This is a genomic window from Rhizobium sp. WSM1328 (assembly GCF_057653715.1).
Genome location: NZ_JBYGKO010000004.1, coordinates 125,357 through 146,263 on the forward strand (window position 1 = coordinate 125,357; position 20,907 = coordinate 146,263).

The following is a 20,907-nucleotide window of genomic DNA, read 5'->3' on the forward strand; positions in this document are numbered from 1 at the left end:
TCCATGGGTCAAGAAGAATTCGTCTTCCTCCTGATCGGCCTGAAATGGACCGTGCTCCTGTCTGCCGTCGGCTTTGTCTGCGGCGGCATCGCGGGGCTCGGCGTCGCTCTTGCGCGCGCCTCGGGCATACCGCTGCTGGAACGTCTGACGGCCGGCTATATCGCCGTCTTCCAGGGAACCCCGCTGCTGATGCAGCTTTTCGTCGTCTATTACGGCCTGGCGCTGGTGGGGCTGATGCTCGATTCCTGGGTGGCCGTCGCCATCGGGCTGACGCTGCATGCCAGTGCCTATCTCGGCGAGATCTGGCGCGGATCGATCGAAGCGGTTCCGCGCGGCCAGACGGAAGCGGCAAAGGCTCTCAGCCTCAGATACATCTCGCGCATGAAGGATGTCATCCTGCCGCAGGCGCTGCGCGTTTCGCTACCCGCCACGATCGGCTTCCTGGTGCAGCTGATCAAGGGCACCTCGCTTGCGTCGATCGTCGGCTTCACCGAGCTGACGCGGGCCGGCAACATCATCTCCAACCAGATCTTCCAACCGCTGACGGTCTTCGGCGTCGTCGGCATTCTCTATTTCCTGATGTGCTGCCCACTGACGATTCTTGGCGCCCGCCTCGAACGAAGGTTCGCCGCCTCCGCGCGCTGATCCGCATCCCTCGTCTTCGATGCGGTCCAGCCCGCCAATATGGAGTTCTACCGATGACCAGTCCCAGTCACGCTCAGGGCGCGGAAACCATGATCACCATGGAGCGGGTGGAGAAGTGGTATGGCGCTTTTCAAGCCCTGCGCGACATCAACATATCTGTTCGCAGCGGCGAGAGGATCGTCTTGTGCGGGCCCTCCGGCAGCGGCAAGTCGACGCTCATTCGCTGCATCAACCATCTCGAGACCTACGAGAAAGGTGAAATCCGCGTCGGGGGGATTCTTCTCGGCAATCAGGCCAAGACCATCGATGCGATCCGTCGTGAGGTCGGCATGGTCTTTCAGCAGTTCAATCTGTTTCCGCATCTGACCGTGCTGCAGAACTGCATGCTGGCGCCGATGAAGGCAGCCGGCATCAGTAGGGCGGAGGCCGAGGAACGGGCACGCGGGCTGCTTGAGCGGGTCAAGATCCTGGAGCAGGCCGACAAATATCCGGTGCAGCTTTCGGGCGGCCAGCAGCAGCGCGTCGCCATCGCCCGCGCGCTTTGCATGCGGCCGAAAGTGATGCTGTTCGACGAGCCGACCTCGGCGCTTGACCCGGAGATGGTCAAGGAGGTGCTGGATACCATGATCGGGCTGGCCGATGAGGGCATGACGATGATCTGCGTCACCCACGAAATGGGCTTTGCCCGCCAGGTCGCCGATCGCGTGATCTTCATGGCCAGCGGCGCGATTGTCGAGGAAGCCCCGCCGGCCGAGTTCTTCACAAACCCACAGCATGAGCGAACCAGGAAATTCCTTGGAGAAATCCTGCGGAAATAAGGGGCTCAAGGTCGATGCGTCTGACAAATATACCTCTGGCGGATTCCAGGAGCCGGCAATGAAGCCACTGGAGATTGCAGTCATGGGAGCCGGCCTGATCGGCAGGCGCCACGTCGAGCGTGTCATGTCCGAGCCCGGAACCGTTCTCTCGGCGGTGATCGATCCTTCCGCCGCCGGTCGCGACTTTGCCGAGACTGTCGGCGCCAGATGGTACCAAAGCTTCTTAGACATCCGCGTCGAAGACATGCCTGACGGCGTGATCGTCGCAACGCCGAACCAGCTCCACGTCGAGAACGGAATGGAGATCGTCGCCGCCGGCATCCCTGTCCTGATCGAGAAACCGATCGCCGACGATGTCGATGCTGCCGCAGGACTGGTTGCCGCCGGCGAGAAGGCGGGCATACCGCTGCTGATTGGCCATCACAGGCGCCACAATCCGATGATCCAGGCGGTCAAGCAAATCGTCGACGGCGGAAGGCTTGGCCGGATCATCACGGTGCACGGCACGTTCTGGGTCGCCAAGCCCGGCGACTATTTCGACATCCCCTGGCGGCGCGAAGCAGGGGCCGGTCCGGTCTTCGTCAACCTGATCCACGATGTCGATCTCTTCCGATATCTCTTCGGCGAGGTCGAAGCCGTCCATGCGATGGAATCCCGCGCCGTGCGGAACCATGCCGTCGAGGATACGGCTGTCGTCACGCTGCGTTTCGCAAACGGAGTGCTTGCCACCCTTAACGGTAGTGATGCCGTGGCCGCGCCCTGGAGCTGGGAGACGACCACCGGCGAAAACCCCGCTTTTCCCCATTACGATCAATTCTGCTACCAGATCGGCGGCACCAAGGGTTCACTTGGAATTCCAGATCTGACGCTGTGGACAAGCCTTTCGAGGCCCGATTGGCTGGAGCCACTTGCCGAGGAGCGCGTGCCTTATGAAGCAGCCGATCCCCTTTGCGTTCAGCTCAGACATTTTTGCGACGTCATTCGTGGCGAAACCACGCCTCTGGTGAGTGGCCGCGAGGGCCTTGCCACGCTCAGGGTCGTCGAGGCGATCAAGAGATCGGCGGGCGCGGGACAGATGATCCACCTCTCCAACGCCTCTTCCGATCCCCAGAAAGTCTGACCACATGATCACCGGGACGACCAAACTCATCGCGCACCTCGGCTATCCGACGGAGTCCTTCAAGGCCCCGCTGATCTACAATCCGTACTTCGAGAAGAACGGAATTGATGCCGTCGTCGTGCCGATGGGCTGCCGGCCGGCGGACTATCCAGTATTTTTGAAACTTCTGTTCCGACTATCCAATATCCACGGTGCTCTGATCACCATGCCGCACAAGATTTCGACGATGGCGCTGCTCGACGAAACGTCGACCAACGCCAAAGTCGCCGGCTCGTGCAATGCAGTGCGTCTCGGTTCGGACGGCAGGCTGATCGGTGACATGTTCGATGGCGAGGGCTTCGTTCGGGGTGTATTGCGCAAGGGCAAACAAGTCGAAGGAGCGCGTGCGCTCATTGCCGGTGCCGGCGGCGTCGGCTCGGCGATTGCGGCGTCGTTGGCACAGGCCGGGGTGGAGCATCTGGCGATCTTCGACGCCAAAGATGCGACCGCGACCGCGCTGCTGGACAGGCTGAGGAAATACTATCCGCAGCTTGAAGTGACAGTCGGCTCCGCCGATCCTGAAGGTTTCGACATCGTCGTCAACGCGACACCTCTCGGCATGCGGCGCGGTGACCCGCTGCCGATCGATATCGACCGCATCTCGCCCTCGACCTTCGTCGGCGAAGTCGTGATGACCAAGGAGATAACCCCTTTTCTCGAGGCGGTTCGGGCGCGCGGCTGTGCATTTCAGGTTGGCACGGACATGTTGTTCGAACAGATCCCCGCCTATCTCGAATTCTTTGAATTCCCGACGACGACGGCCGACAATCTGCGGGCAATCGCCAAACTCGGATGATGCGCATTTGGAGCGTGATGGCGAAAAGCGTGTGAGCGGTTTTCGGACGATATCCTGTTCTAGAGCGAGACGGTGATGCCACCATCGACGGTCAGCATATGGCCGTTGACGAAGGAGGAGGCATCCGAGGCCAGGAAGACGGCGGCGCCGACAAGCTCCTTGACCTCGCCCCAGCGGCCGGCCGGCGTGCGGGTTTCCAGCCAGCCAGAAAACTTGGGATCATCGACAAGCGCCTGGTTGAGCGGCGTGCGGAAATAGCCGGGCGCGATCGCATTGACCTGCAAGCCGTGTTTTGCCCAGTCGGTCGCCATGCCGCGCGTCAGGTTCTTCACCGCGCCCTTTGTCGCGGTATAGGGCGCAATGCCGGGACGGGCGAGTTCGGCCTGGACGGAGGCGATGTTGATGATCTTGCCGCGGCCGCGCGATATCATCGCCTGGGCGACCGGCTGACTGACATAGAACAGGCTGGAGACGTTGGTCTTGAAGATCTCGTCCCATTTGTCGACCGGGAAGTTCTCCAGCGGTGCGCGGAATTGCATGCCGGCATTGTTGACGAGGATATCGATCGGGCCGATCTCCGCCTCGATATAGTCGATGGCGGTGCGGCTCGCCTCCGCATCGGTGACGTCGAAGGCGGCGCTGACGGCATGGCGATGGCTGCGACGGATATCTTCGGCGGCGGCCTCCGCCTTCTGCGCATTGCGGCCGTTGATGATGATCGAGGCGCCATGCTCGGCTAGCCCGACCGCCAATGCGCGGCCGATGCCCTGACTGGAGCCGGTGACGAGGGCACGGCGGCCGGAGAGGTCGAAGAGGGGGAAGGTCAAGAGGCTGCTCTCATTCTAGGAGGTCAACTTGAAGGACATAGCACCGGGTGCTACTTAAAGGCATGGCGGAACGGCTTTTAAAACCGGCTGGTTACCAAGGCAGCTCGCAAAGCGCGGATATCGAATTCCGAATTATTGAAAGCTATCAGGCAGGTTGCGGAAGGCAAGGCCGATGATCAGGGCGGCGCCTGGAGATCGAACATGGCAAAAAGAATGAAGTACAAGAGCGATGCGTTCGAGGCGATCCACGCGTCCGCGAAGGCTATGCATAAAATAGGAACGATCGACAAGGAAACGATGCGGTCCTTCGATGAAAGCTGTCTGGTTTTGCCGCACGCACTTGGTCCCGAGGCCATCAAGGCACTGCGGGAAAGCAATCACGTCAGCCAGCCGGTTTTCGCCCGATATCTGAATACCAGCGAATCCACCGTGCAGAAGTGGGAAAGTGGAGCCAAAAGGCCAAGCGGGATGGCGTTGAAGCTGCTCTCGATCGTGCAGAAGCACGGGCTTCAGGTTCTGAGCTAGGCCGTTCCAAGCCTCTTGATATTTCCCGCCAGCTCCTTGGCCAGCCGCAGGCTGGCGGCGGTTGCCACCGTCATTTGCGGCAGCAACAGCCATTCGAGCGTCCAGGCGGCGCCCGAGCGTTCCTGTTCGTGGACCAAGGACTGGTGGATGCCCGATAGGAGAGTGGCGTTGGAGCGGGCGAGCGAGACGAGGACTTCGGCGGAAACGGGGTTCTGCTTGTGCGCCATCGCCGACGAAGTGCCGCCGCCCGACATTTCGATTTCACCGCCGGCCTGGGCAAGCAGCGCGATATCCTGGCCCATCTTGCCGAGACTGCCCGATATCGATGCGAACAGCCCAGCGATATCGGCGATCGGCAGACGCCCGCTCTGCCATTGCTGCGCATCGGTAAGGCCGAGTTCCTGGGCGAGCGAGGCACGGATGGCTGCGGCCTGCGATCCGAGCTTGTCCAGCGTGCCGGCCGCACCACCGAACTGGACGGGAAAGCTCTGCTCGGTCAGGCGGTCGCGATAGGTCGTCAGCGGCTCCCGCCACGCGTTGAGGCGATCGGAGACGGTGATCGGGATCGCCGCCTGCATGCGGGTATGACCCATCAACTGGTTCCGGCCGAACTGGCCGTCCAGCGCATCGAGCCCTGCGGCGATGGTGGAAAGCCGGCCGGCAAACAGGAAGACGACGGCCTTCAGGCGGATCATCAGGCTGGTATCGATGACGTCCTGGCTGGTCGCGCCGAGATGCAGGCTCTTGGCCGCTTCCTCGCCGACGTCAGCGCGCAGCTGCTTGACGAGGTCGGGAACGACGACACCATCCCTTGCCGTTGCCGATCGAAGACTGGAGATCTCGGGTGAGAAGGCAGCGCAGGTGTCGGCGATGCGCCTTGCGGCTTCGGCGGGAATGAGGCCATGAGCCGCTTCAGCCTTGGCGAGGGCGGCCTCGAAGGAGAGCATGGCCCGTATATCGGCCTCGGCGGAGAAATAGGGCGCGATTTCGTCGTCGCCGAGCAGGCCGGAAAGGAAAGGATGGTCGAAGGGCGATGCGGTCATGAGCGTCTCGGTTTGTGGTGGCGGCCCGTCATCCGGCTGCCGCCACTTCTCCCCGGCGGGGAGAGGGGACTCAAGGCGGCGTCCGCGCTTTATGGGCAGGTGATCTCGTGGCACGTCCCTCCCGCCGCGGGGAAAGGGTAGGGTGAGCGGGAGGCTACTTGGACGGAGCCCTGCGAACAAGCGACTTGCGCGGCCCGCCCTCAGATATCGAGAAACACCGTCTCCTTCGGACCCTGCAGATGGATGTCGAAATGACAGGTCGCGCCATCGCGGGTGGCGATCATCGTCGCGACGCGCTCGCGATGTTCGATGCGCGAAAGCAATGGGTCGGCGGCGTTGGCCTCCGTCTCTTCCGGGAAATACATGCGCGTGTGCAGGCCGATATTGATGCCGCGGGCGACGATCCAGAAGGTGACGTGCGGGGCTTGTCCGCGGCCGTCCTTGAAGGGGACACGGCCGGGCTTGATCGTCTCGAAGCTGTAGACGCCGTCCTCGGCGCGGGTCGGGCAGCGGCCCCAGCCGATGAAATTCGGATCGGCGGCGCCGCGCATTTCCGACGGGCTGTTGTAGAGGCCGGCGCTGTCGGCCTGCCAGATCTCGATGACCGCATCGCGCACCAGCGCGCCGGCGCCATCGAAGATCCGGCCGGTGACGGTGATACGCTCGCCGAGGGTCTTGTCGTTGACCATCCCGATGCCGAGATCGGTGTCGTAGACGCCCGAGATGTCGCAGAAATTCGGCGTCAGGCCGATATGGACATAGGGGCCCGCCGTCTGCGACGGGGTTTCCTTGAGATAGCCGAGCTGCTGCATGGTCAGTTGCCCTCCGGTCTGTTTTCGAACATCGTCGAGCGGCGACCGCGCAGGACGATATCGAATTTATAGGCGCGTGAATCCATCGGGATGGTGTTGCCCCAGTCGAGCGGCGCGATTAGCTGCTCGATCGCCGCCTTGTCGGGGATGGTGCCGACGATCGGACATTTCCAGATCATCGGATCGCCTTCGAAATACATCTGGGTGATCAGGCGCTGGGCAAAGCCATGGCCGAAGATCGAGAAATGGATATGGGCGGGACGCCAATCGTTGATGCCGTTCGGCCAGGGATAGGCGCCGGGGCGGACGGTGCGGAAGTGATAACGGCCATCCTCGTCGGTGATGGCGCGGCCGCAGCCCCCGAAATTCGGGTCGATCGCCGCCAGATAGGTTTCCTTCTTGTGGCGATAGCGGCCGCCGGCATTGGCCTGCCAGAACTCGACCAAGGCGCCTGCAACCGGCTTGGCGCGCTCGTCAAGCACGCGGCCATGGACGATGATGCGCTCGCCGATCGCACTTTCGCCGGGCTGCGCGTAGTTCAGGATCAGGTCATTGTCGAGTTCGCCGATCATCGAATGGCCGAAGACCGGCCCGGTGGTCTCGGAAATCGTGCCATCGAGCGACAGCAGCGCGCGCTGCGGTGCGCGCAGCACCGAGGTCTTGTAGCCAGGCGTCAGCGCCGGCGCATGCCAGGCGCGGTCGCGGGCGAAGAAGCCGCCGGTCTCGGGCTTGCGGTTCGGTCGTTCGGACATGTTCCTCCCTCAGGCCGCCTTTTCGGCGTCCATCTGTTCAAAAGCCTGCTTTGCGATCTTGATCGCGTGATTGGCGGCGGGAACGCCGGCGTAGATCGCCACATGCAACAGCGCCTCGCAGATATCCTCGCGGGTCGCCCCGGTATTGGCGGTGGCACGCACATGCATGGCGACCTCGTCGTCCTGGCCAAGCGCGGCAAGTAGAGCGATCGTGACGATCGAGCGCTCGCGCTTCGTCAGCGCCGGGCGCGACCAGACATGGCCCCAGGCGGCTTCGGTGATCAACTCCTGGAAAGGGCGGTCAAACTCTGTCGACGCGGTGGCGGCGCGGTCGACATGGGCGTCGCCGAGCACGGCGCGGCGGGTCGCCATGCCCTGGCGATAGCGCTCGGAAGTGGACGCGATTTCATTCATGGGCTGGCTTCTCCAGGCGGAATGGATGTGAGGAAGGCGCGGATGATCGCCGTCAGCGCGTCGGGCTGCTCGACGCAGGGAATGTGCGCGCAATTGGGGATCACCTCGTAGCGGGCGCCCGATATCAGCTTGGCGGTCGAAAGCACGAGATCGGGCGGCGTCGAGCCATCCTGGTCACCGACAATGCAGATCGTCGGAACATTGATCGTCTTTGCGACCTCGGTAAAATCGGCATCGCGGATCGCGGCGCAGGCGGCGAGATAGCCTTCGACCGGCTGGCGCGTCAGCATGTTGCAATAGCCGGCATAGGCGGTGCTTTCGGGCCGGCGGAAGGCGGGCGTGAACCAACGCTCCATGACCGCGTCGACGATGCTACCGATGCCGTTTTGCTCGACGGCGGCGATGCGGGCGTTCCAGCTGTCGGCCGTGCCGATCTTGTGGGCGGTGTCGCAGAGGATCAGCGCGCGGACCAGGTCCGGCCGGCGGTGATAGAGCGACTGGGCGATGAGACCACCGACGGAGAGGCCGCAGATGACGGCATCCTTGACCGACAGCAGATCGAGAAGTCCGGCGAGATCCGTCGCATGGTCCTCGATCGACGAGGGAAGCTGGCCGACATCGGAAAGGCCGTGGCCGCGCTTGTCGTAAAGCACGATGGCGAATTCACCGGCAAGCCGCACCACGACGTCGCGCCAGATGCGGAAATCCGTGCCCAGCGAATTGGCGAAGACGATGACCGGCCTGTCGGCGGGGGCGCCGATGATCTGATAATGGATCGTCACGTCGTTTATGCGGGCGAATTGCACGTCACTCTCCTCCTGTTGGTCAAATTGACTGGTTGATCCGGTTAAGTAAAATGATATTTATTGGCGTTTCGATAACCGTGGAGTTATGCGAGCGATGATCGACAGCCGGGTCAAGTTCCGCCATCTGCAAACCTTTGTCGAGGTGGCGCGGCAGAAGAGCGTCATGAAGGCCGCCGAATTGCTCCATGTCAGCCAGCCGGCGGTCACCAAGACGATCCGCGAACTGGAACAGGTGCTGGGTGTCGACGTTTTCGAGCGCGACGGCCGCGGCATCAAGATCACCCGCTACGGCGAGGTCTTCCTGCGCCACGCCGGCGCGGCACTGACGGCACTGCGTCAGGGTCTCGATTCCGTCTCGCAGGAGCAGTTTTCCGATGCGCCGCCGATCCGGATCGGCGCCCTGCCGACGGTGTCATCGCGCATCATGCCGCGGGCGATGGAACTCTTCCTCAAGGAAAAGACCTGGAGCCGGGTGAAGATCGTCACCGGCGAGAACGCCGTGCTGCTAGAGCAGCTTCGCGTCGGTGATCTCGACCTCGTCGTCGGACGTCTGGCCGGCGCCGAGAAGATGGCGGGCTTTTCCTTCGAACATCTTTATTCCGAGCAGGTGGTGTTTGCCGTGCGCGCCGGCCATCCGCTGCTCGACGGCCGGCAATCGCCGTTTGCCAGCTTCGGCGATTACACGGTGCTGATGCCGACGCGGGGTTCGATCATCCGGCCGGTGGTTGAAAATTTCCTCATCGCCAACGGCGTTTCCAGCCTGCCGAACCAGATCGAGACGGTGTCGGATTCCTTCGGCCGCGCGTTCCTCAGGGCAAGCGATGCGATCTGGATCATTTCCAACGGCGTCGTGGCCGGCGATGTCGCCGACGGGCGGCTGGCGCTTTTGCCGGTCGATACCGGCGAGACCAAGGGGCCGGTCGGCTTGACGATGCGCGCCGATGCGGTGCCGTCCCTGCCGCAATCGATCCTGACGCAGACGATCCGGGAGGCGGCAGGCGAGGTTGCCTGAAGCAGCGAAGGTCGGATCGATGGAGGATCAGAATAAGGATCTGGGCCGGCGCGCAACGGACGCGACGGCGAAATTCGTCGTGACGCTTTCGGTCTGGGTGAATAAAGCGCATGCTGCAAAACAATGCGTCCGAGCCGTCATGGTGAATGACGCCGGACGATCGTTCCACAGGGCGAGAAGATACCAGGCTCCGGAAGGTCGGTTCGCGGCCGCACTTGGTGCTCGTCCGCTTTCAGGCCATGGCGTGCGATGAGGTCCGGCTCGATCGGGATGGCCTGCATGGTCATCAGCTCTCGAAAGCCCTGAGCGCGGGTTCCGCTCTTTAGCCTTTGTCGGGGCGGCGCGCGGCAGGAAAATGCTCGCCATCAACTGCGGGCCGGCAACTACTCAGCTCGGGAAAAGCAGCTGTGCTTAGAACTTGTAGCCGACCTGCAAGCCGGCGCGCGTCATGCCGTCGTTCGGCCCGTCGCAGAGATTGGCGTGCGATGAATGGGCGACCTGGGCCATGACATTCCAGTGGGCGTTGAAACGATAGCCGGCGCCCAGATATTCGTGGAAAAGGACGCGACAGCCGAGTTCCGGGCCGTCATCATCGCCGTCGAGCTCGCCGGTATGAATGACGCCGCCGAAGCCGGCTTCGGCAAAAAGCTTCTCGTTGAAATCGACCGTCCAGGTGAATCCGGTGAAGAACTGGGTGGCCTCGCCTGACGTGCCGATCGAGGTGCCGAGATGCACACGAGGATGCAGCAGCTGTTGCTGCCAGCCGACCGCCGTATCGTAGCCGAAGAGATCGAAGAGAGCGGTAATCTCCGGAAAGACGCCGTCTTCTCTGGAATGGCCCGATTGTACCGAGGCCGAGACGCCGAAGCGTAGTTCATCGAATATCTGCTCGCCGGCAGTCGCCGAGCCCGCGACCGGGATGGCGGCTGCCGCTGCCAATGATGCCATACCCAAAAAACGCAACGCGACCGTTCCGAAGTCGACCCTCATTTGCTGTCCTTTGATTCGCGTCGGGCGGGAATAAGGAAGAGGTAACATTGGCGCTACGGTTGGCAAAGACGTTTTGCGGGAAAAGGCGTGGTGATTTGCCAACTAATATTCCGCTACCGGCTGCTGCTTGGACTATACGAGCCATCGGGGCCATCAGCAGGGGCGTTTGAGCAGATGCGCTTGAAAAAAGACCAGATCTGGACTAAGTCTAGTTCGAGACAGGAGACTTATCATGCGGCATGCGCCAAGGGTGCAACGAGAGGGCCGGGAAGAACAGCGGTTGGAACCTGAGCGGTTCGCTCCGGTCAACCGCAAGAGGCTGAGCGCCCCGGCACTGCGAACCTTTCTGGCGATCGCCGATCTCTGGGGGCTGACCGAGGAGCAGCGTCTGCTCGTGCTGGGTTACCCCTCGCGATCGACTTACCACAATTGGGCCAAGCAGGCGCGCGAGCACGGCTCCTTCACGCTCGATGTCGATACGCTGACCCGGATCTCGGCCGTGCTCGGCATCCATCAGGCGCTCGGCGTGCTGTTTTCCGATGAACGCGCCGGCGTCGCCTGGCTGCGCGCACCACATCATGCGCCGGTATTCGGCGGCCGCCCGCCGCTTGATATCGTGACCAACGGGACCCAGGACGGGTTGATGACCGTCCGTCGGTTTCTCGATGGCGCGCGAGGTGGTCTCTACATGCAGCCAAATATCCTCGACGACGCGTTCACGCCTTACGAAGATGCGGACATCGTCTTCCGGTGAGAGATCGTTTTGCCGAGGCGCCGCGTCCGTCGTTCCGGCTGATTCCGTCGCAATTTCCGCCGATCGGACTTTTTGAGACGGTGACGAGGGCGGCCGATCTCGAAGCCGTGATGGAGTTGGTCGGCTGGACCAACGACCGTCTTGTCGCCGACCGCATCCGGCGGCTTCCCGAGGCAGAGTGGGTTTATGGCACACCCAACTCCAGTATAGTGATGGCGGCGTTCCTGCATGTCGCACCCGGCGGAATGCGCTTCAATGGCCCGGATCTCGGCGCCTGGTATGCCGCCGACAATCTGAAAGCAGCCGCCGCGGAGGTCGGCCATCACCTGAGGCGCGAGGCCGTCGCGCGCGGAGTTACCACGATGGCGCGCATCTATCGAAGCTATTCGGCCAATCTAGCTGGTGATTACCTCGATATTCGCGGAGAGCAGACGCTAAGGCCCGATGTCTATGACGGCACCAGCTATGCGGCCTCGCAAGTGCTGGGAGAAGAGGTGCGCTCGAGCGGCGGCGCCGGTATCCTCTATGACAGTGTCCGGCTGAGAGGCGGCGTCAACATTGTCGCTCACCGGCCGCGCAATATTCGCGACGTGGTGCAGGTCGACCACTTCGAAATCACGGTCTCCGCCACCGACCGGCGCATCGATGTGAGGAAGCTTGCAAGTAGGCGGCGACCAAGAGGCAACGCCTAGACTGGGAGACGCTCGGCCCATGCCTTCACCGCCTTCGCCATCGTGGCGAGGTGGTCGGCAGTGGAGAAGCCGGAGATCGTCTTGCGCGGCTTGAGATCGTGGTCGCCATCCTCGAGCCAGAGGATCTCGATCCTATCGGACAGATCGTAGCCCGGCACTTCATCCCGCGTACCGAATTCGTCGCGGGTTCCCTGGCAGATCAGCGCCGGCGTCGTCAGTCTCCTGAGATGGCCGGTGCGCAGCTTCCCAGGCTGGCCGGGCGGATGGAAGGGATAGCCGAGGCAGAGCAGGCCGGCGATCTTTCCTCGACGATGGAGATCGTCGGCCACCATGCTGGCGACCCGGCCACCCATCGACTTGCCGCCGATGATCAGCGGGCCGCTAGCGCCGAGCTCGGCAATCGCCCCCTCGTATTCGGGATTGAGTGTTTCGGCCCGCGGCGGTGGTTTACGACCTTCCGAGGTACGGCGGGCTGCCATGTAGGCGAATTCGAAACGGGCGACACGGAAGCCGACGCCGGCGAGCGCATTTGCCGCTGATGTCATCGATGCCGAATCCATCGGCGCGCCGGCGCCATGCGCGAGAAGGATCGTGAAGCGCGCATCCTCGGGCCCCAGCAGCAAAAACCTGTCAAGCATCAGTAATCCTCCATCCCATCACCGGAACCATGTCGATGGTCATGACTTCCTCCTGGAAAGGAGACAGACAATGTCGACGAATGATCAAAACGTAAAGCCCGAGCAGCGGCGACCCAAGGATGTCGGGGCCGTTCCCGAGAAACCGGAGCCGGCCGACGCGGAATCGATGGCGCCGCCGGTGGTGCAGCCGGCGGGGGTCAGGGACAAAAGCGAACGACCCGTGGTCAATCCGATCACTGGTGTCGCCTCCTGATCGACCGCGGTCGATTATCGTGTGGAACCGTTGAACCGCCTCTTGAAACCTCGGAGGAAAGGGTCCATATACCCGTCCTGCCTGAAAAATGGATGCGCGTGGTATCGACGTCGTCGAACTGCTCGTTGTCCGACAGGATAAGGGCGCTCCCCGCAAGGGTCGAGCGCCCTTTTTGCTCTACAGCCATTGTGCTCATCGCCGCTACTTGCATTCGCCTTGTCCGCCCAGTCTGGAGGGAACGGTGTTTAAGGCGTCAGCCCGCCTCGCGCGACCTCAGTGCGCTTCTTCGACCGATTTCCGTCATACCGATTGAGTTTTGCCTGAAGGCGCACAATTTTCTCAATCAACGTTCTCGACGGAGATCTTTTAGGCTTTCTGAGAAAGACCTGATGGGTCGGATGTTTTCCTAGATCGCCATTCTCTTGGTGTGAGAATGCTGGTGACGTAGCTCTGCGTCCAGTTCTTAATGGCAACCCGCTTCATCGATGACGGCTCGCATCGACAACAAAATACAACGCGGTATTCGCAGGCTCCGACGCGGGAGCCGAGCATTGGGCGACAAACTCCTCCCCTGGCGCCGCCATAAACACTATCGTGAAATGATTACTTCCGCCTGGGGGTATTCCCGCTCTTCCTTGTAAAGAATAATGTAGCCGGGCAAGGCCGTGGCTTGCCACCCACCGGGCAGGTGGCTCACGATGCTTTTGATCGCCTCTCGTGGTGTCATCGGCCCGCCCTTGGCGGGGAGGGACACGGATGCTAGGTCCATATGGGGTTTTCGGCTCCCCACCGCCCTTTCCTTGATATCGGAAAGTGTAAGGCAGGGCATCCTTCAGCCGTGCGAGCGCGCTCGCCGCGGTCTCATTCTGATCGATGGCGAACGCCATCTCCCTATCGATGTCGATTGGGAACTTTGCGTCGAAGTTCCTTGGATCGACCCTGGTTGTGTCTCGCTCGCGGCCCGGATCGTTCGATCCGAAGCCACTACCATTCCAATCAATAGCCTTGACGCCGCCGTAATGACGGATCAGGTCAGATTCCAGATCCACGGCGGTAAACACGAACACGCGCACCGCCTTAAAGCTTACACGAGCAGGGTCGAGGCCGACGCGATGCATCACCTTGCGTGCATGGCGCGACAGGCGCTTGTGAAGGCCGGCGTCGGCATCGGTTTTGCCGATGTAAACAAGCTGATCGTCCAGAAAAAGCTGATAAACGCCTTGTTCTTCCGGAATGGCGGCGAGGTTGGTGGTGTTCAACGGCACGGCACCCAAGCCGTCCAAAACTTCGATCAGTCGAACAAGCAGGGCTCCAGGAAGATCGAACTCAAATTCGACATAACCTGTCATGCGGCGATTCCGGAAGCCTTGAACTGCAAATGCGCGTTTACGCTCGACGCCACGACATGCGCTAGCTCAACCGGCACGGCATTACCAAGCTGACGCATGGCCTCGGACCATGATCCATGCAAACGGAAGTCGTCGGGGAAAGTTTGAAGCCGCGCGCTTTCGCGCACGGTGAAATATCGGACGCTGCCATCGGGACGCAGCAGCATATTTTCGCCACCAGGCACGCCATGGACGCCCGCCTTGAGCGTCTTCGCCGGCTCGTCGAGCGGACTGCCCGTATGCCCCGGATATGATCTGGCTCCGGGCTGGAAACGGTGATTGAGGTAGGTCATGGATTGCTTTGGCTCGCGCTCCGGATCCGGCAGGTCGGCGATCGCGTCGCGCGTGGTCCGCCACGGCAGGGTATCCGGCTGCCGACCCAATCGCGCCACGCGTTGACGATAGCGGTCCCCTATATCCCGATCGGCCTTTCGAACTCGATGCCGATCCCAATAATCACCGTGAACCTGGTCCCACAGAAGGGCGTCCAGGGAATGAGTTTCCGCGGGAAATGCCCACTTGATATCAAGGTCCGACCGGAAGCCCACGAAGACGACGCGCTCCCGACGCTGCGGCACACCATGGTTGGCGGCGTTGAGCACGCGATACACGACGCGGTATTCTAGCCCGGCGACCCGCCGGCGGCTGGTATGGTGGCGCTCTAGCCGCTGAAGGTGACCTTCCCAGCCCTCCTCGGATTTCGCGACAATGTCCGGGTAGGTCATTTGCAGCACGATGTGAGAGACGTAGGTCGCGAAACTCTCGCGGGTCAGGCCCTTGACATTCTCGAAGATGAAGGCGCGCGGCCGGGTCTCCCGGACCGCGCGGACGGCCTCTGGCCACATATCGCGGCGATCGGCGTGAGCCTGGTGCTTTCCCCCCAGGGAAAACGGCTGACAAGGCGGACCGCCCGTCACAAGATCAAGCTTGCCCTCGAACCCGCGGAAGTCGACGCTACGGACGTCGCCCTCAATCGGCATGGGCCAGCTTGCGAGAGAAGCGATCCCTTTCTCGCGATTCTCGCGGATCGTGTCGCAGCACCAGCGATCCCATTCAACGACGGCTTGCGGGGTGAAACCAGCGCGGCTCACCCCCATGCCTAGGCCGCCCGCGCCGGCGAAAAGTTCGATTGCCCGCATTATCCCTCCAGGAATTGCCTTAGTTTGTTCTCTAATGGTTCACTATTCCGCAATTCACATTCCCAGACAACTAAAACTTGCCAACCCCGGCCCTGAAGATTGGCTTCCGCCCTGGCATCTCGCGCCACGGTCGCCTCGAATTTCGGTTCCCAAAACTCCAACCGCGACTTCGGCAGTCGCGCGAGGCGGCAGGTGGGATCGTCGTGACGATGCCAAAAGCAGCCATGAATGAAAATGACCTTGCGACGTTTTCCAAAGACTATATCGGGCTTTCCGGGCAATCCCTTGCCATGCAAGCGATATCGATATCCCATCCGATGGAGGAGGCGTCGGACGACCATCTCCGGCTTGGTGTCCCGGCCACGCACCAATCCCATTCGTATACTGCGTTCTTCTGGTGTCAGGCTGTCCATGCGACGGCGACTCTCATCTCCTTGCCCGTTCAAAATCGATCTTCAAATTTTACCTGCCGAACTAGCGAGATAACGTCAGTGAGTGCAAGGCAGTGAACCCGCACGCCGAGGTTCTATCCCACCTTGTCGTTCCTAGGCACGGATCACCGCTCCCGAGTGACGGGTGCAATCGCGGCGATTAAGCAAATCGTTGAAAAAATGCATTATGAGCAATGGCGGAGAGGGTGGGATTCAACCCACGATACCCTCTTAGGTATGCCACATTTCGAGTGCGGCGCATTTCAACCACTCTGCTTCCTCTCAGTTCGGATCTTTAAACCTAACGCCCACTCCCCCACCGTTCCTGGTGATGAACTGAATCCCGGCGTTTTCCAGTGTCATTCGGATTAATTTCGAATTTGCAGCTGTGATCGATGGCGGACCGTCCTCCGCTTCAGCACGCCGTATCGTCGACAACCCTACGCTGGCCGACTCAGCAAGATCTTCAGCTGTCCATCGTAGTAGAGCCCTCGCCGCCCGAATCTGAGCCCCGGTTAATTCGCTCATTATTTTCGATTTCTCATTGAAACTTTTTAGTTCATGTGCAATATTTTGGTTCAGATCAGCCGGGTCCGGTGTTTGAGCCACCGAATACGGCCTGACCACAACCTAAGCTGTCAGGAGCTCGGATCATGGCTGATTCCGACAATAGCAGAACTTTGTCTGGCGTCACGCTGGGTGAAGTCCATACACGGTTGTGAGATAGGGGAGCTCTCCACATGGAACTACGCCAGCTCTCCTACTTCGTCGCGGTGGCCGAGGAACTGCATTTCGGCCGGGCAGCCGCCAAGGTCCGCATCGCCCAGCCGGCCCTATCCAATCATGTGCAGGCGCTGGAGCGGGAACTCGGGTGCGCGCTGTTCATCCGCTCGACCCGGCGGGTGGAACTGACGAGGGCAGGGGAGATCTTCCACGAACGCTGCGTCGGGATCCTGAGTGAGGTCGATCTGTCCGCCGAGATCACCAGGGCGGTGGCCGGCAAGACGATCCGGCAGATCAGGATCGGCACCGTCTATCCGGCGACCACCGGCGTGCTGCCGGCGTTCCTTGGAAAGATCGCCCGCAAGTACCCGGATATCCGCATCCATATATCAAGCGGCAATACCGGCGACATCATCCGCGGCCTGGAAAACGGCCAGATCAATCTCGGCTTCATCAGACCGGTGGAAAACATCGGCTCGTTGCGCTTCTCCTCGATCGCCCATGAGCGTTATCTCTTGGCGGTGGCCCGCACCAACCGGCTGGCCGGGCAGGCGGAGATCGCCATCGACGATCTGCGCGGGGAGAAGATCATCGCCTTCAATCGCAAGAACCTCTCCTACACCGAGCGGTACTTCAACGAGAAGTTCGAGGAATACGATCTGACCCGCAACATCGCCTATAGCTGCGACGACACCTATTCGCTGGTGTCGCTGGTCTCGGCCGGCCTTGGCATCGGCTTTGCGCCGGAATGGACCGAGGGCCTGCCGAACCGGGCCTTCGAGCTGAAGGCGGTGAGGGGCATCGACTTCAGGATCGGGCTCGGTGTTGCCTGGAACAAGGAGGATCCAACCGCCTCGCGCGACGACATCGTCGATATCGCCCGGTCATTGGCGCGGCCGGGCAGGTGAGGCGAGGCACCACGGGTGGTGACCCCAAGTGGAATGGCTTGCCGGGGCCCGGCCTTATTGTTACCTGAGAGGCTGTGGTTCCCTCAGGGCGGGATCAGTGCCAGGTATCCAGCAAAGGCTCGTCGTCGTCAAAGTTTCCATTGCTGGCGGCATCGTACGGGTTGATGCTTCGGCCGCCGCCACGCGTGCCATATGCCGTCAACTGCACCATGACCTCTTTCGCACGCTCGATGGCCTCGTCTTCGCTTGCAGCATGACCGTCCGCGACCTTGATCGACACCAATTCCCCGTCGTCGCCGAGAAAGTCTACCCGCCATCCGGCTGTCTCGTGAACAATCTTCGTTTCCAGCAAGTGCATGTGACTACCCTGACTTCCTACCTTTGAGATCTGCCTCGACGCTCTTGCGGAGCGCGTCCATGATGCTGACCACATTGGACTTCGGAGCGGCTTCGGCCGCCTTACCCTTCGCCGCCTTTTTCGGCTTCAGCGCCTTCTTTTTCTCATCAACGAGCTTCAGCAGGCTTTCCTGAATGGGATCGCTGACCATGTCCGGAGACCAACGCGCGCTCTTTTGCTTAATAAGCTGCTGCACAAGGGGAATGAGATCCGGATCGGCCTGCTCGTCGATGTCTTCGAAATAGTTCTCTTCCGGCCGAACCTCGTCGCCGAAACGCAAAGTCCAGAGCACGATGCCTTCGCCGCGCGGTTCCAGGACGACCGCCCGCTCTCGGCGGCCCATCACGAGCTTCGACACGCCGAAAACCTTGTCGGCCTTCATGGCATCCCTGATCACCGCGAATGCCTCGTTGCCGACGGCGTCGTCCGGCATCAGGTAATGCGGCTTCTCGAGATAGATCCACTCGATGCTGTCGGCCGGGACGAACTTGTCGATGTCGATCGTCTTCACCGTGTCGAGCGCGACGGCATCGAGATCGTCCTCCGTGAGGATAACGTAGTCGTTCTCCCCGCGAGCGTAGCCCTTGGCTTCGTTCTCGTCCTTGACGGGCTTGCCCGTGACGGAATCGATATACCGCGAGACGACGCGGTTCCCCGTCTCCTTGTTGAGTGTATGGAAGCGAACCTTCTCGCTTTCGCTGGTGGCCGGGGTCATGGCCACGGGGCAGGTGACGAGGGAAAGTTTGAGATAGCCTTTCCAGTAATATTTCGGAGCCATGACCTATCCCCCTAGCTGGCCTTGCGCCGCGGAGCGGCCCCGGAAGAGGCGGCTTTCGAAGCCACTCCGCGCGCGGCGCGCTGCCTGCCAGTGCCTTGATTGGCATTGGCCGCAGTGCGTTTCGGTTTATCGTCGGCGGCCTTCATCATCCCAGCACTCTCGCGGAGCGCGGCCAGAAGATCGTTTGGCTTCGAGACCTGCACCTTCTTCGGCTTCGGAAGCGACTTGCCTTCCAGCTTCGCCTTCACCAGATCCGCGAGGGCGGCTTCGTAGCGGTCGTCGAAGGTCGCCGGGTCGAACTCGCCCTTCTTGGTGCTGATGATGTGCTTGGCCAGATCGAGCATCTCGCCCTCGATCTTGAGCTTGGGCATCTCCTCGAAAGCCTTTTCGGAGGAACGAACCTCGTAGTCGTAGTTGAGCGTGCTGGCGATCAGGCCCTTGCCATGCGGCCGTATCAGCACCGTACGCATTCGACGGAATAGGACGGTGCGGGCAATGGCCGCGACCATTGACTTTTTCATCGCATCGCGCAGAGCCGCGAACGCGTCTCCGCCCATCTTGTCGGGCGTAAGGTAGTACGGCTTGTCGAAGTAGACGTCGTCGACGTCGGAGCAGGGGATGAACGCCTCGACCTCGAGCGTTTTGTTGCTCTCGGGGATCGCGGCGGAAATTTCCTCGGGATCGATGATGAGGTACTGGCCGTTCTCGATCTCGAAGCCCTTGGTCTGGGCTTCCTTCGGCACCGGATCCTCGGTCTCGCTATCTATGAAGATGCGATTGACGCGGTTGCCCGTGGCCTTGTTGATGGTGTTGAAGGTGATGCGCTCGCTGGTCGAGGCTGCCGTATAGAGAGCGACGCCGCAGCTTACCTCGCCGAACTTCAGAAAGCCTTTCCACTGCGCACGCTGTCCTGACGGCATGACAAATACTCCGAATCACTGATACGCGACTCAAAGACGTGTCAGGGTGATTCGTTCCGACTCAAAACGAATCATTTTTCAATACTTTACGGAAATTCTCTCCCAAATTGATTCCGCCGTCTCCGCTAGTCGAATTGCGCCCGGCAGTAGTGGAAAGCGGTGGAGATTGTTTAGTTCGAGAGCCACAGCAACCTGATTCCTCCAGCGCCATGCCGGGGAGCTTAGGGAATTCCGCGGCCGCTTCAAGCGCGGCATCATCCACTATCTCCCGGGAACCACCGGAATCGTTATGAGTTTCTACTGCGGACGTTCATTTGAAGGAGAAACCCGATGGCACAGACACCGACATCCCGAGGCCGCGCGCAGGATCGAGCCCGCGTGGCCGGCGGCCAGGATCACGAGGTCAAGTACGAAGCAAAGAAGGAGGGCGTCTCGAAAGATGCCGTTAAGAAGGCCGTGAAGAGCGCTGGAAACTCAAGGAGGAAGGTCGAGGCCGAAATTGACCGCCGTTAGGCGGCCCGAACGAAGTTGCTCCGTCCACGGAGGAGGCAGGTCCCGTGGGTGTTCCTGGGTTTCCTAATCCGGGATAATGGCGACGCCGGTGTCTCGTAACGAGAAGCAGTCATAGCCACGCAAGCCTGCCGCCTCCATGTCTGGGGTAAAGCATGTCCAAGTGCATAGAGAACGACCACCTGCTGATGTCGAAGGCGGTCCGTGAATGGTATCGGTACTACGAGGTGGAGTGGGACGATCAAGTCTCCTCGTTTTTGTGTGATGCCGCCATCGAACTCTACAACGAGGGCGTCGCTCGCTAGAGGAGATGGCGACCGTTCTGATCGGCACTTACGTCGGGCCGGCCGCCACGCGCGTAAACGCGCCATCTTCGAACTCAGTCCATTGACAGGCCAGATCAGATCGGACCGGACTCGACGAATACGACCTGCTAGCCGTTCAACGAGTCCTTGCTGCGACTCTTGGTGTCTTAGCTTTTCGGTGCTCGCGCTGTCGCGCCGTTGCATGGGCCGCTTCGCTGCCGCGGGTCGTGGGGCCGACCGTTGCGATCGACATGGGTGCGTCTGATCGCTGTCCGAAGAGAGCACGGCGAAGATGCCGTTGACGCGAGACCGGACGTCGAGCGCTCCCCTATTGCCCGCCCAGCTTCCAACTGTCCCCAGACGGACAGGCCACGCCGTTGAAGCGGGTGATGCCGTCGAGAGATTTCCGACTGGTCACAAAACCGCGACATCCGTCAGGCCCATCGTTACTGGCATCGATCTGCTCGATAAC

At 61.2% G+C, this 20,907-nt stretch carries 27 protein-coding genes and 1 pseudogene; 12 read left to right on the forward strand and 16 right to left on the reverse strand.

Translation table 11 applies throughout. The annotated features are described in order from the left end of the window. Window positions 1–3 precede the first annotated feature (3 nt). From AC2444_RS31610 to AC2444_RS31625, 4 genes are read left to right on the forward strand one after another with little or no spacing between them, the layout of a single operon-like run. The gene (locus AC2444_RS31610) at window positions 4–645 is read left to right on the forward strand and encodes an amino acid ABC transporter permease (RefSeq protein WP_012763515.1); all 642 of its coding nucleotides are present in this window, start codon (window positions 4–6) and stop codon (window positions 643–645) included. Window positions 646–698: 53 nt separating this feature from the next. Further along, entirely contained in the window at window positions 699–1,463 is a 765-nt protein-coding gene (locus AC2444_RS31615; RefSeq protein WP_128449957.1) for an amino acid ABC transporter ATP-binding protein, read from the forward strand. Between the two features lie 58 nt (window positions 1,464–1,521). Continuing rightward, window positions 1,522–2,583, forward strand: coding sequence for a Gfo/Idh/MocA family protein (locus tag AC2444_RS31620; RefSeq protein ID WP_128449958.1), 1,062 nt, complete (start codon window positions 1,522–1,524; stop codon window positions 2,581–2,583). A gap of 4 nt (window positions 2,584–2,587) precedes the next feature. After that, on the forward strand, window positions 2,588–3,418 hold the full coding sequence (locus AC2444_RS31625) for a shikimate dehydrogenase family protein (protein ID WP_128449959.1): 831 nt from the start codon (window positions 2,588–2,590) through the stop codon (window positions 3,416–3,418). Window positions 3,419–3,477: 59 nt separating this feature from the next. Here the strand turns inward: AC2444_RS31625 and AC2444_RS31630 are convergent, their stop codons facing one another. After that, window positions 3,478–4,245 (reverse strand): SDR family oxidoreductase, encoded by a 768-nt coding sequence (locus AC2444_RS31630; protein ID WP_128449960.1) that lies wholly within the window; start codon window positions 4,243–4,245, stop codon window positions 3,478–3,480. A 201-nt stretch (window positions 4,246–4,446) separates the two neighbouring features. Between AC2444_RS31630 and AC2444_RS31635 the strand changes: the two genes are divergently transcribed. Then, window positions 4,447–4,770 (forward strand): helix-turn-helix domain-containing protein, encoded by a 324-nt coding sequence (locus AC2444_RS31635; RefSeq protein WP_128449961.1) that lies wholly within the window; start codon window positions 4,447–4,449, stop codon window positions 4,768–4,770. On the opposite strand, the gene AC2444_RS31640 is transcribed toward AC2444_RS31635, so the two are convergent. The 5 genes from AC2444_RS31640 to pcaD all read right to left on the reverse strand — a co-directional run bounded on the left by AC2444_RS31640 (window position 4,767) and on the right by pcaD (window position 8,597). Beyond that, window positions 4,767–5,813: a 3-carboxy-cis,cis-muconate cycloisomerase gene (locus AC2444_RS31640; RefSeq protein ID WP_128449962.1), complete on the reverse strand. Its 1,047-nt coding sequence runs from the start codon at window positions 5,811–5,813 to the stop codon at window positions 4,767–4,769. The two genes, AC2444_RS31635 and AC2444_RS31640, sit on opposite strands and share 4 nt — an antisense overlap. A 200-nt stretch (window positions 5,814–6,013) precedes the next feature. After that, window positions 6,014–6,625 (reverse strand): protocatechuate 3,4-dioxygenase subunit alpha, encoded by a 612-nt coding sequence (gene pcaG / locus AC2444_RS31645; protein WP_128449963.1) that lies wholly within the window; start codon window positions 6,623–6,625, stop codon window positions 6,014–6,016. 2 nt (window positions 6,626–6,627) lie between these two features. Next, window positions 6,628–7,377: a protocatechuate 3,4-dioxygenase subunit beta gene (gene pcaH / locus AC2444_RS31650; RefSeq protein ID WP_012763508.1), complete on the reverse strand. Its 750-nt coding sequence runs from the start codon at window positions 7,375–7,377 to the stop codon at window positions 6,628–6,630. A gap of 9 nt (window positions 7,378–7,386) precedes the next feature. Continuing rightward, a complete protein-coding gene (gene pcaC, locus AC2444_RS31655) occupies window positions 7,387–7,791 on the reverse strand; it encodes a 4-carboxymuconolactone decarboxylase (protein ID WP_128449964.1) in 405 nt (134 codons plus the stop codon). Further along, window positions 7,788–8,597, reverse strand: coding sequence for a 3-oxoadipate enol-lactonase (gene pcaD / locus AC2444_RS31660; protein WP_128449965.1), 810 nt, complete (start codon window positions 8,595–8,597; stop codon window positions 7,788–7,790). The genes pcaC and pcaD overlap by 4 nt, the downstream gene beginning before the upstream one ends. Before the next feature lie 94 nt (window positions 8,598–8,691). Here pcaD and pcaQ point away from each other — a divergent pair, with 94 nt between their 5' ends. Next, entirely contained in the window at window positions 8,692–9,609 is a 918-nt protein-coding gene (gene pcaQ / locus AC2444_RS31665) for a pca operon transcription factor PcaQ (RefSeq protein WP_128449966.1), read from the forward strand. 411 nt (window positions 9,610–10,020) lie between these two features. On the opposite strand, the gene AC2444_RS31670 is transcribed toward pcaQ, so the two are convergent. Beyond that, complete coding sequence (locus tag AC2444_RS31670; protein ID WP_128449967.1) at window positions 10,021–10,599, reverse strand: acyloxyacyl hydrolase; 579 nt, start codon at window positions 10,597–10,599, stop codon at window positions 10,021–10,023. A 232-nt stretch (window positions 10,600–10,831) separates the two neighbouring features. On the opposite strand from AC2444_RS31670, the gene AC2444_RS31675 reads away from it, so the two are divergent. Next, window positions 10,832–11,353, forward strand: coding sequence for an MbcA/ParS/Xre antitoxin family protein (locus AC2444_RS31675; RefSeq protein WP_003553677.1), 522 nt, complete (start codon window positions 10,832–10,834; stop codon window positions 11,351–11,353). Continuing rightward, window positions 11,350–12,045 (forward strand): RES family NAD+ phosphorylase, encoded by a 696-nt coding sequence (locus tag AC2444_RS31680; RefSeq protein WP_128449968.1) that lies wholly within the window; start codon window positions 11,350–11,352, stop codon window positions 12,043–12,045. The genes AC2444_RS31675 and AC2444_RS31680 overlap by 4 nt, the downstream gene beginning before the upstream one ends. Here the strand turns inward: AC2444_RS31680 and AC2444_RS31685 are convergent. Then, a complete protein-coding gene (locus tag AC2444_RS31685) occupies window positions 12,042–12,683 on the reverse strand; it encodes an alpha/beta hydrolase family protein (protein WP_128407538.1) in 642 nt (213 codons plus the stop codon). The two genes, AC2444_RS31680 and AC2444_RS31685, sit on opposite strands and share 4 nt — an antisense overlap. 70 nt (window positions 12,684–12,753) lie before the next feature. On the opposite strand from AC2444_RS31685, the gene AC2444_RS31690 reads away from it, so the two are divergent. Next, window positions 12,754–12,936 (forward strand): hypothetical protein, encoded by a 183-nt coding sequence (locus tag AC2444_RS31690; RefSeq protein ID WP_003548476.1) that lies wholly within the window; start codon window positions 12,754–12,756, stop codon window positions 12,934–12,936. Window positions 12,937–13,415: 479 nt separating this feature from the next. Here AC2444_RS31690 and AC2444_RS31695 read toward each other — a convergent pair whose 3' ends face one another. The 4 genes from AC2444_RS31695 to AC2444_RS31710 form a co-directional block, all read right to left on the reverse strand. After that, window positions 13,416–14,285 carry a GIY-YIG nuclease family protein gene (locus tag AC2444_RS31695; protein ID WP_245461280.1) on the reverse strand — a complete coding sequence of 290 codons (870 nt, stop codon included), beginning with the start codon at window positions 14,283–14,285 and terminating at the stop codon, window positions 13,416–13,418. Further along, window positions 14,282–15,463 carry a DNA cytosine methyltransferase gene (locus AC2444_RS31700; protein WP_128449969.1) on the reverse strand — a complete coding sequence of 394 codons (1,182 nt, stop codon included), beginning with the start codon at window positions 15,461–15,463 and terminating at the stop codon, window positions 14,282–14,284. Before AC2444_RS31700 ends, AC2444_RS31695 begins: the two co-directional genes overlap by 4 nt. After that, window positions 15,463–15,876, reverse strand: coding sequence for a very short patch repair endonuclease (locus tag AC2444_RS31705; protein ID WP_003553685.1), 414 nt, complete (start codon window positions 15,874–15,876; stop codon window positions 15,463–15,465). Before AC2444_RS31705 ends, AC2444_RS31700 begins: the two co-directional genes overlap by 1 nt. Before the next feature lie 300 nt (window positions 15,877–16,176). Next, window positions 16,177–16,422 (reverse strand): helix-turn-helix domain-containing protein, encoded by a 246-nt coding sequence (locus AC2444_RS31710; RefSeq protein WP_003553687.1) that lies wholly within the window; start codon window positions 16,420–16,422, stop codon window positions 16,177–16,179. 212 nt (window positions 16,423–16,634) lie between these two features. On the opposite strand from AC2444_RS31710, the gene AC2444_RS31715 reads away from it, so the two are divergent. Continuing rightward, window positions 16,635–17,525, forward strand: coding sequence for a LysR family transcriptional regulator (locus tag AC2444_RS31715; protein ID WP_128449970.1), 891 nt, complete (start codon window positions 16,635–16,637; stop codon window positions 17,523–17,525). 94 nt (window positions 17,526–17,619) lie between these two features. On the opposite strand, the gene AC2444_RS31720 is transcribed toward AC2444_RS31715, so the two are convergent. From AC2444_RS31720 to AC2444_RS31735, 4 genes are all read right to left on the reverse strand, one after another. Continuing rightward, on the reverse strand, window positions 17,620–17,883 hold the full coding sequence (locus AC2444_RS31720) for a hypothetical protein (RefSeq protein ID WP_128449971.1): 264 nt from the start codon (window positions 17,881–17,883) through the stop codon (window positions 17,620–17,622). A 4-nt stretch (window positions 17,884–17,887) separates the two neighbouring features. Beyond that, window positions 17,888–18,700: a non-homologous end joining protein Ku gene (gene ku / locus AC2444_RS31725; RefSeq protein WP_128449972.1), complete on the reverse strand. Its 813-nt coding sequence runs from the start codon at window positions 18,698–18,700 to the stop codon at window positions 17,888–17,890. An 11-nt stretch (window positions 18,701–18,711) separates the two neighbouring features. Beyond that, complete coding sequence (gene ku / locus AC2444_RS31730; protein ID WP_012763479.1) at window positions 18,712–19,620, reverse strand: non-homologous end joining protein Ku; 909 nt, start codon at window positions 19,618–19,620, stop codon at window positions 18,712–18,714. Between the two features lie 61 nt (window positions 19,621–19,681). After that, a complete protein-coding gene (locus tag AC2444_RS31735) occupies window positions 19,682–19,882 on the reverse strand; it encodes a hypothetical protein (protein WP_128408132.1) in 201 nt (66 codons plus the stop codon). Between the two features lie 68 nt (window positions 19,883–19,950). Here AC2444_RS31735 and AC2444_RS31740 point away from each other — a divergent pair, with 68 nt between their 5' ends. Both AC2444_RS31740 and AC2444_RS31745 read left to right on the forward strand, forming a co-directional pair. Next, on the forward strand, window positions 19,951–20,133 hold the full coding sequence (locus AC2444_RS31740; RefSeq protein WP_012763478.1) for a DUF3606 domain-containing protein: 183 nt from the start codon (window positions 19,951–19,953) through the stop codon (window positions 20,131–20,133). Window positions 20,134–20,285: 152 nt separating this feature from the next. Continuing rightward, a pseudogene (locus tag AC2444_RS31745) lies at window positions 20,286–20,521 on the forward strand (hypothetical protein). Window positions 20,522–20,907: the final 386 nt, after the last annotated feature.

Coding starts and splice junctions, on each gene's coding strand:
- AC2444_RS31610 (WP_012763515.1), top strand. CDS start 4: ATGGGTCAAGAAGAATTCGTCTTCCTCCTGATCGGCCTGAAATGGACC.
- AC2444_RS31615 (WP_128449957.1), top strand. CDS start 699: ATGACCAGTCCCAGTCACGCTCAGGGCGCGGAAACCATGATCACCATG.
- AC2444_RS31620 (WP_128449958.1), top strand. CDS start 1,522: ATGAAGCCACTGGAGATTGCAGTCATGGGAGCCGGCCTGATCGGCAGG.
- AC2444_RS31625 (WP_128449959.1), top strand. CDS start 2,588: ATGATCACCGGGACGACCAAACTCATCGCGCACCTCGGCTATCCGACG.
- AC2444_RS31635 (WP_128449961.1), top strand. CDS start 4,447: ATGGCAAAAAGAATGAAGTACAAGAGCGATGCGTTCGAGGCGATCCAC.
- AC2444_RS31640 (WP_128449962.1), bottom strand. CDS start 5,813: ATGACCGCATCGCCCTTCGACCATCCTTTCCTTTCCGGCCTGCTCGGC.
- pcaG (WP_128449963.1), bottom strand. CDS start 6,625: ATGCAGCAGCTCGGCTATCTCAAGGAAACCCCGTCGCAGACGGCGGGC.
- pcaH (WP_012763508.1), bottom strand. CDS start 7,377: ATGTCCGAACGACCGAACCGCAAGCCCGAGACCGGCGGCTTCTTCGCC.
- pcaC (WP_128449964.1), bottom strand. CDS start 7,791: ATGAATGAAATCGCGTCCACTTCCGAGCGCTATCGCCAGGGCATGGCG.
- pcaQ (WP_128449966.1), top strand. CDS start 8,692: ATGATCGACAGCCGGGTCAAGTTCCGCCATCTGCAAACCTTTGTCGAG.
- AC2444_RS31670 (WP_128449967.1), bottom strand. CDS start 10,599: ATGAGGGTCGACTTCGGAACGGTCGCGTTGCGTTTTTTGGGTATGGCA.
- AC2444_RS31675 (WP_003553677.1), top strand. CDS start 10,832: ATGCGGCATGCGCCAAGGGTGCAACGAGAGGGCCGGGAAGAACAGCGG.
- AC2444_RS31685 (WP_128407538.1), bottom strand. CDS start 12,683: ATGCTTGACAGGTTTTTGCTGCTGGGGCCCGAGGATGCGCGCTTCACG.
- AC2444_RS31690 (WP_003548476.1), top strand. CDS start 12,754: ATGTCGACGAATGATCAAAACGTAAAGCCCGAGCAGCGGCGACCCAAG.
- AC2444_RS31695 (WP_245461280.1), bottom strand. CDS start 14,285: ATGACAGGTTATGTCGAATTTGAGTTCGATCTTCCTGGAGCCCTGCTT.
- AC2444_RS31700 (WP_128449969.1), bottom strand. CDS start 15,463: ATGCGGGCAATCGAACTTTTCGCCGGCGCGGGCGGCCTAGGCATGGGG.
- AC2444_RS31705 (WP_003553685.1), bottom strand. CDS start 15,876: ATGGACAGCCTGACACCAGAAGAACGCAGTATACGAATGGGATTGGTG.
- AC2444_RS31710 (WP_003553687.1), bottom strand. CDS start 16,422: ATGAGCGAATTAACCGGGGCTCAGATTCGGGCGGCGAGGGCTCTACTA.
- AC2444_RS31715 (WP_128449970.1), top strand. CDS start 16,635: ATGGAACTACGCCAGCTCTCCTACTTCGTCGCGGTGGCCGAGGAACTG.
- AC2444_RS31720 (WP_128449971.1), bottom strand. CDS start 17,883: ATGCACTTGCTGGAAACGAAGATTGTTCACGAGACAGCCGGATGGCGG.
- ku (WP_128449972.1), bottom strand. CDS start 18,700: ATGGCTCCGAAATATTACTGGAAAGGCTATCTCAAACTTTCCCTCGTC.
- ku (WP_012763479.1), bottom strand. CDS start 19,620: ATGCCGTCAGGACAGCGTGCGCAGTGGAAAGGCTTTCTGAAGTTCGGC.
- AC2444_RS31740 (WP_012763478.1), top strand. CDS start 19,951: ATGGCACAGACACCGACATCCCGAGGCCGCGCGCAGGATCGAGCCCGC.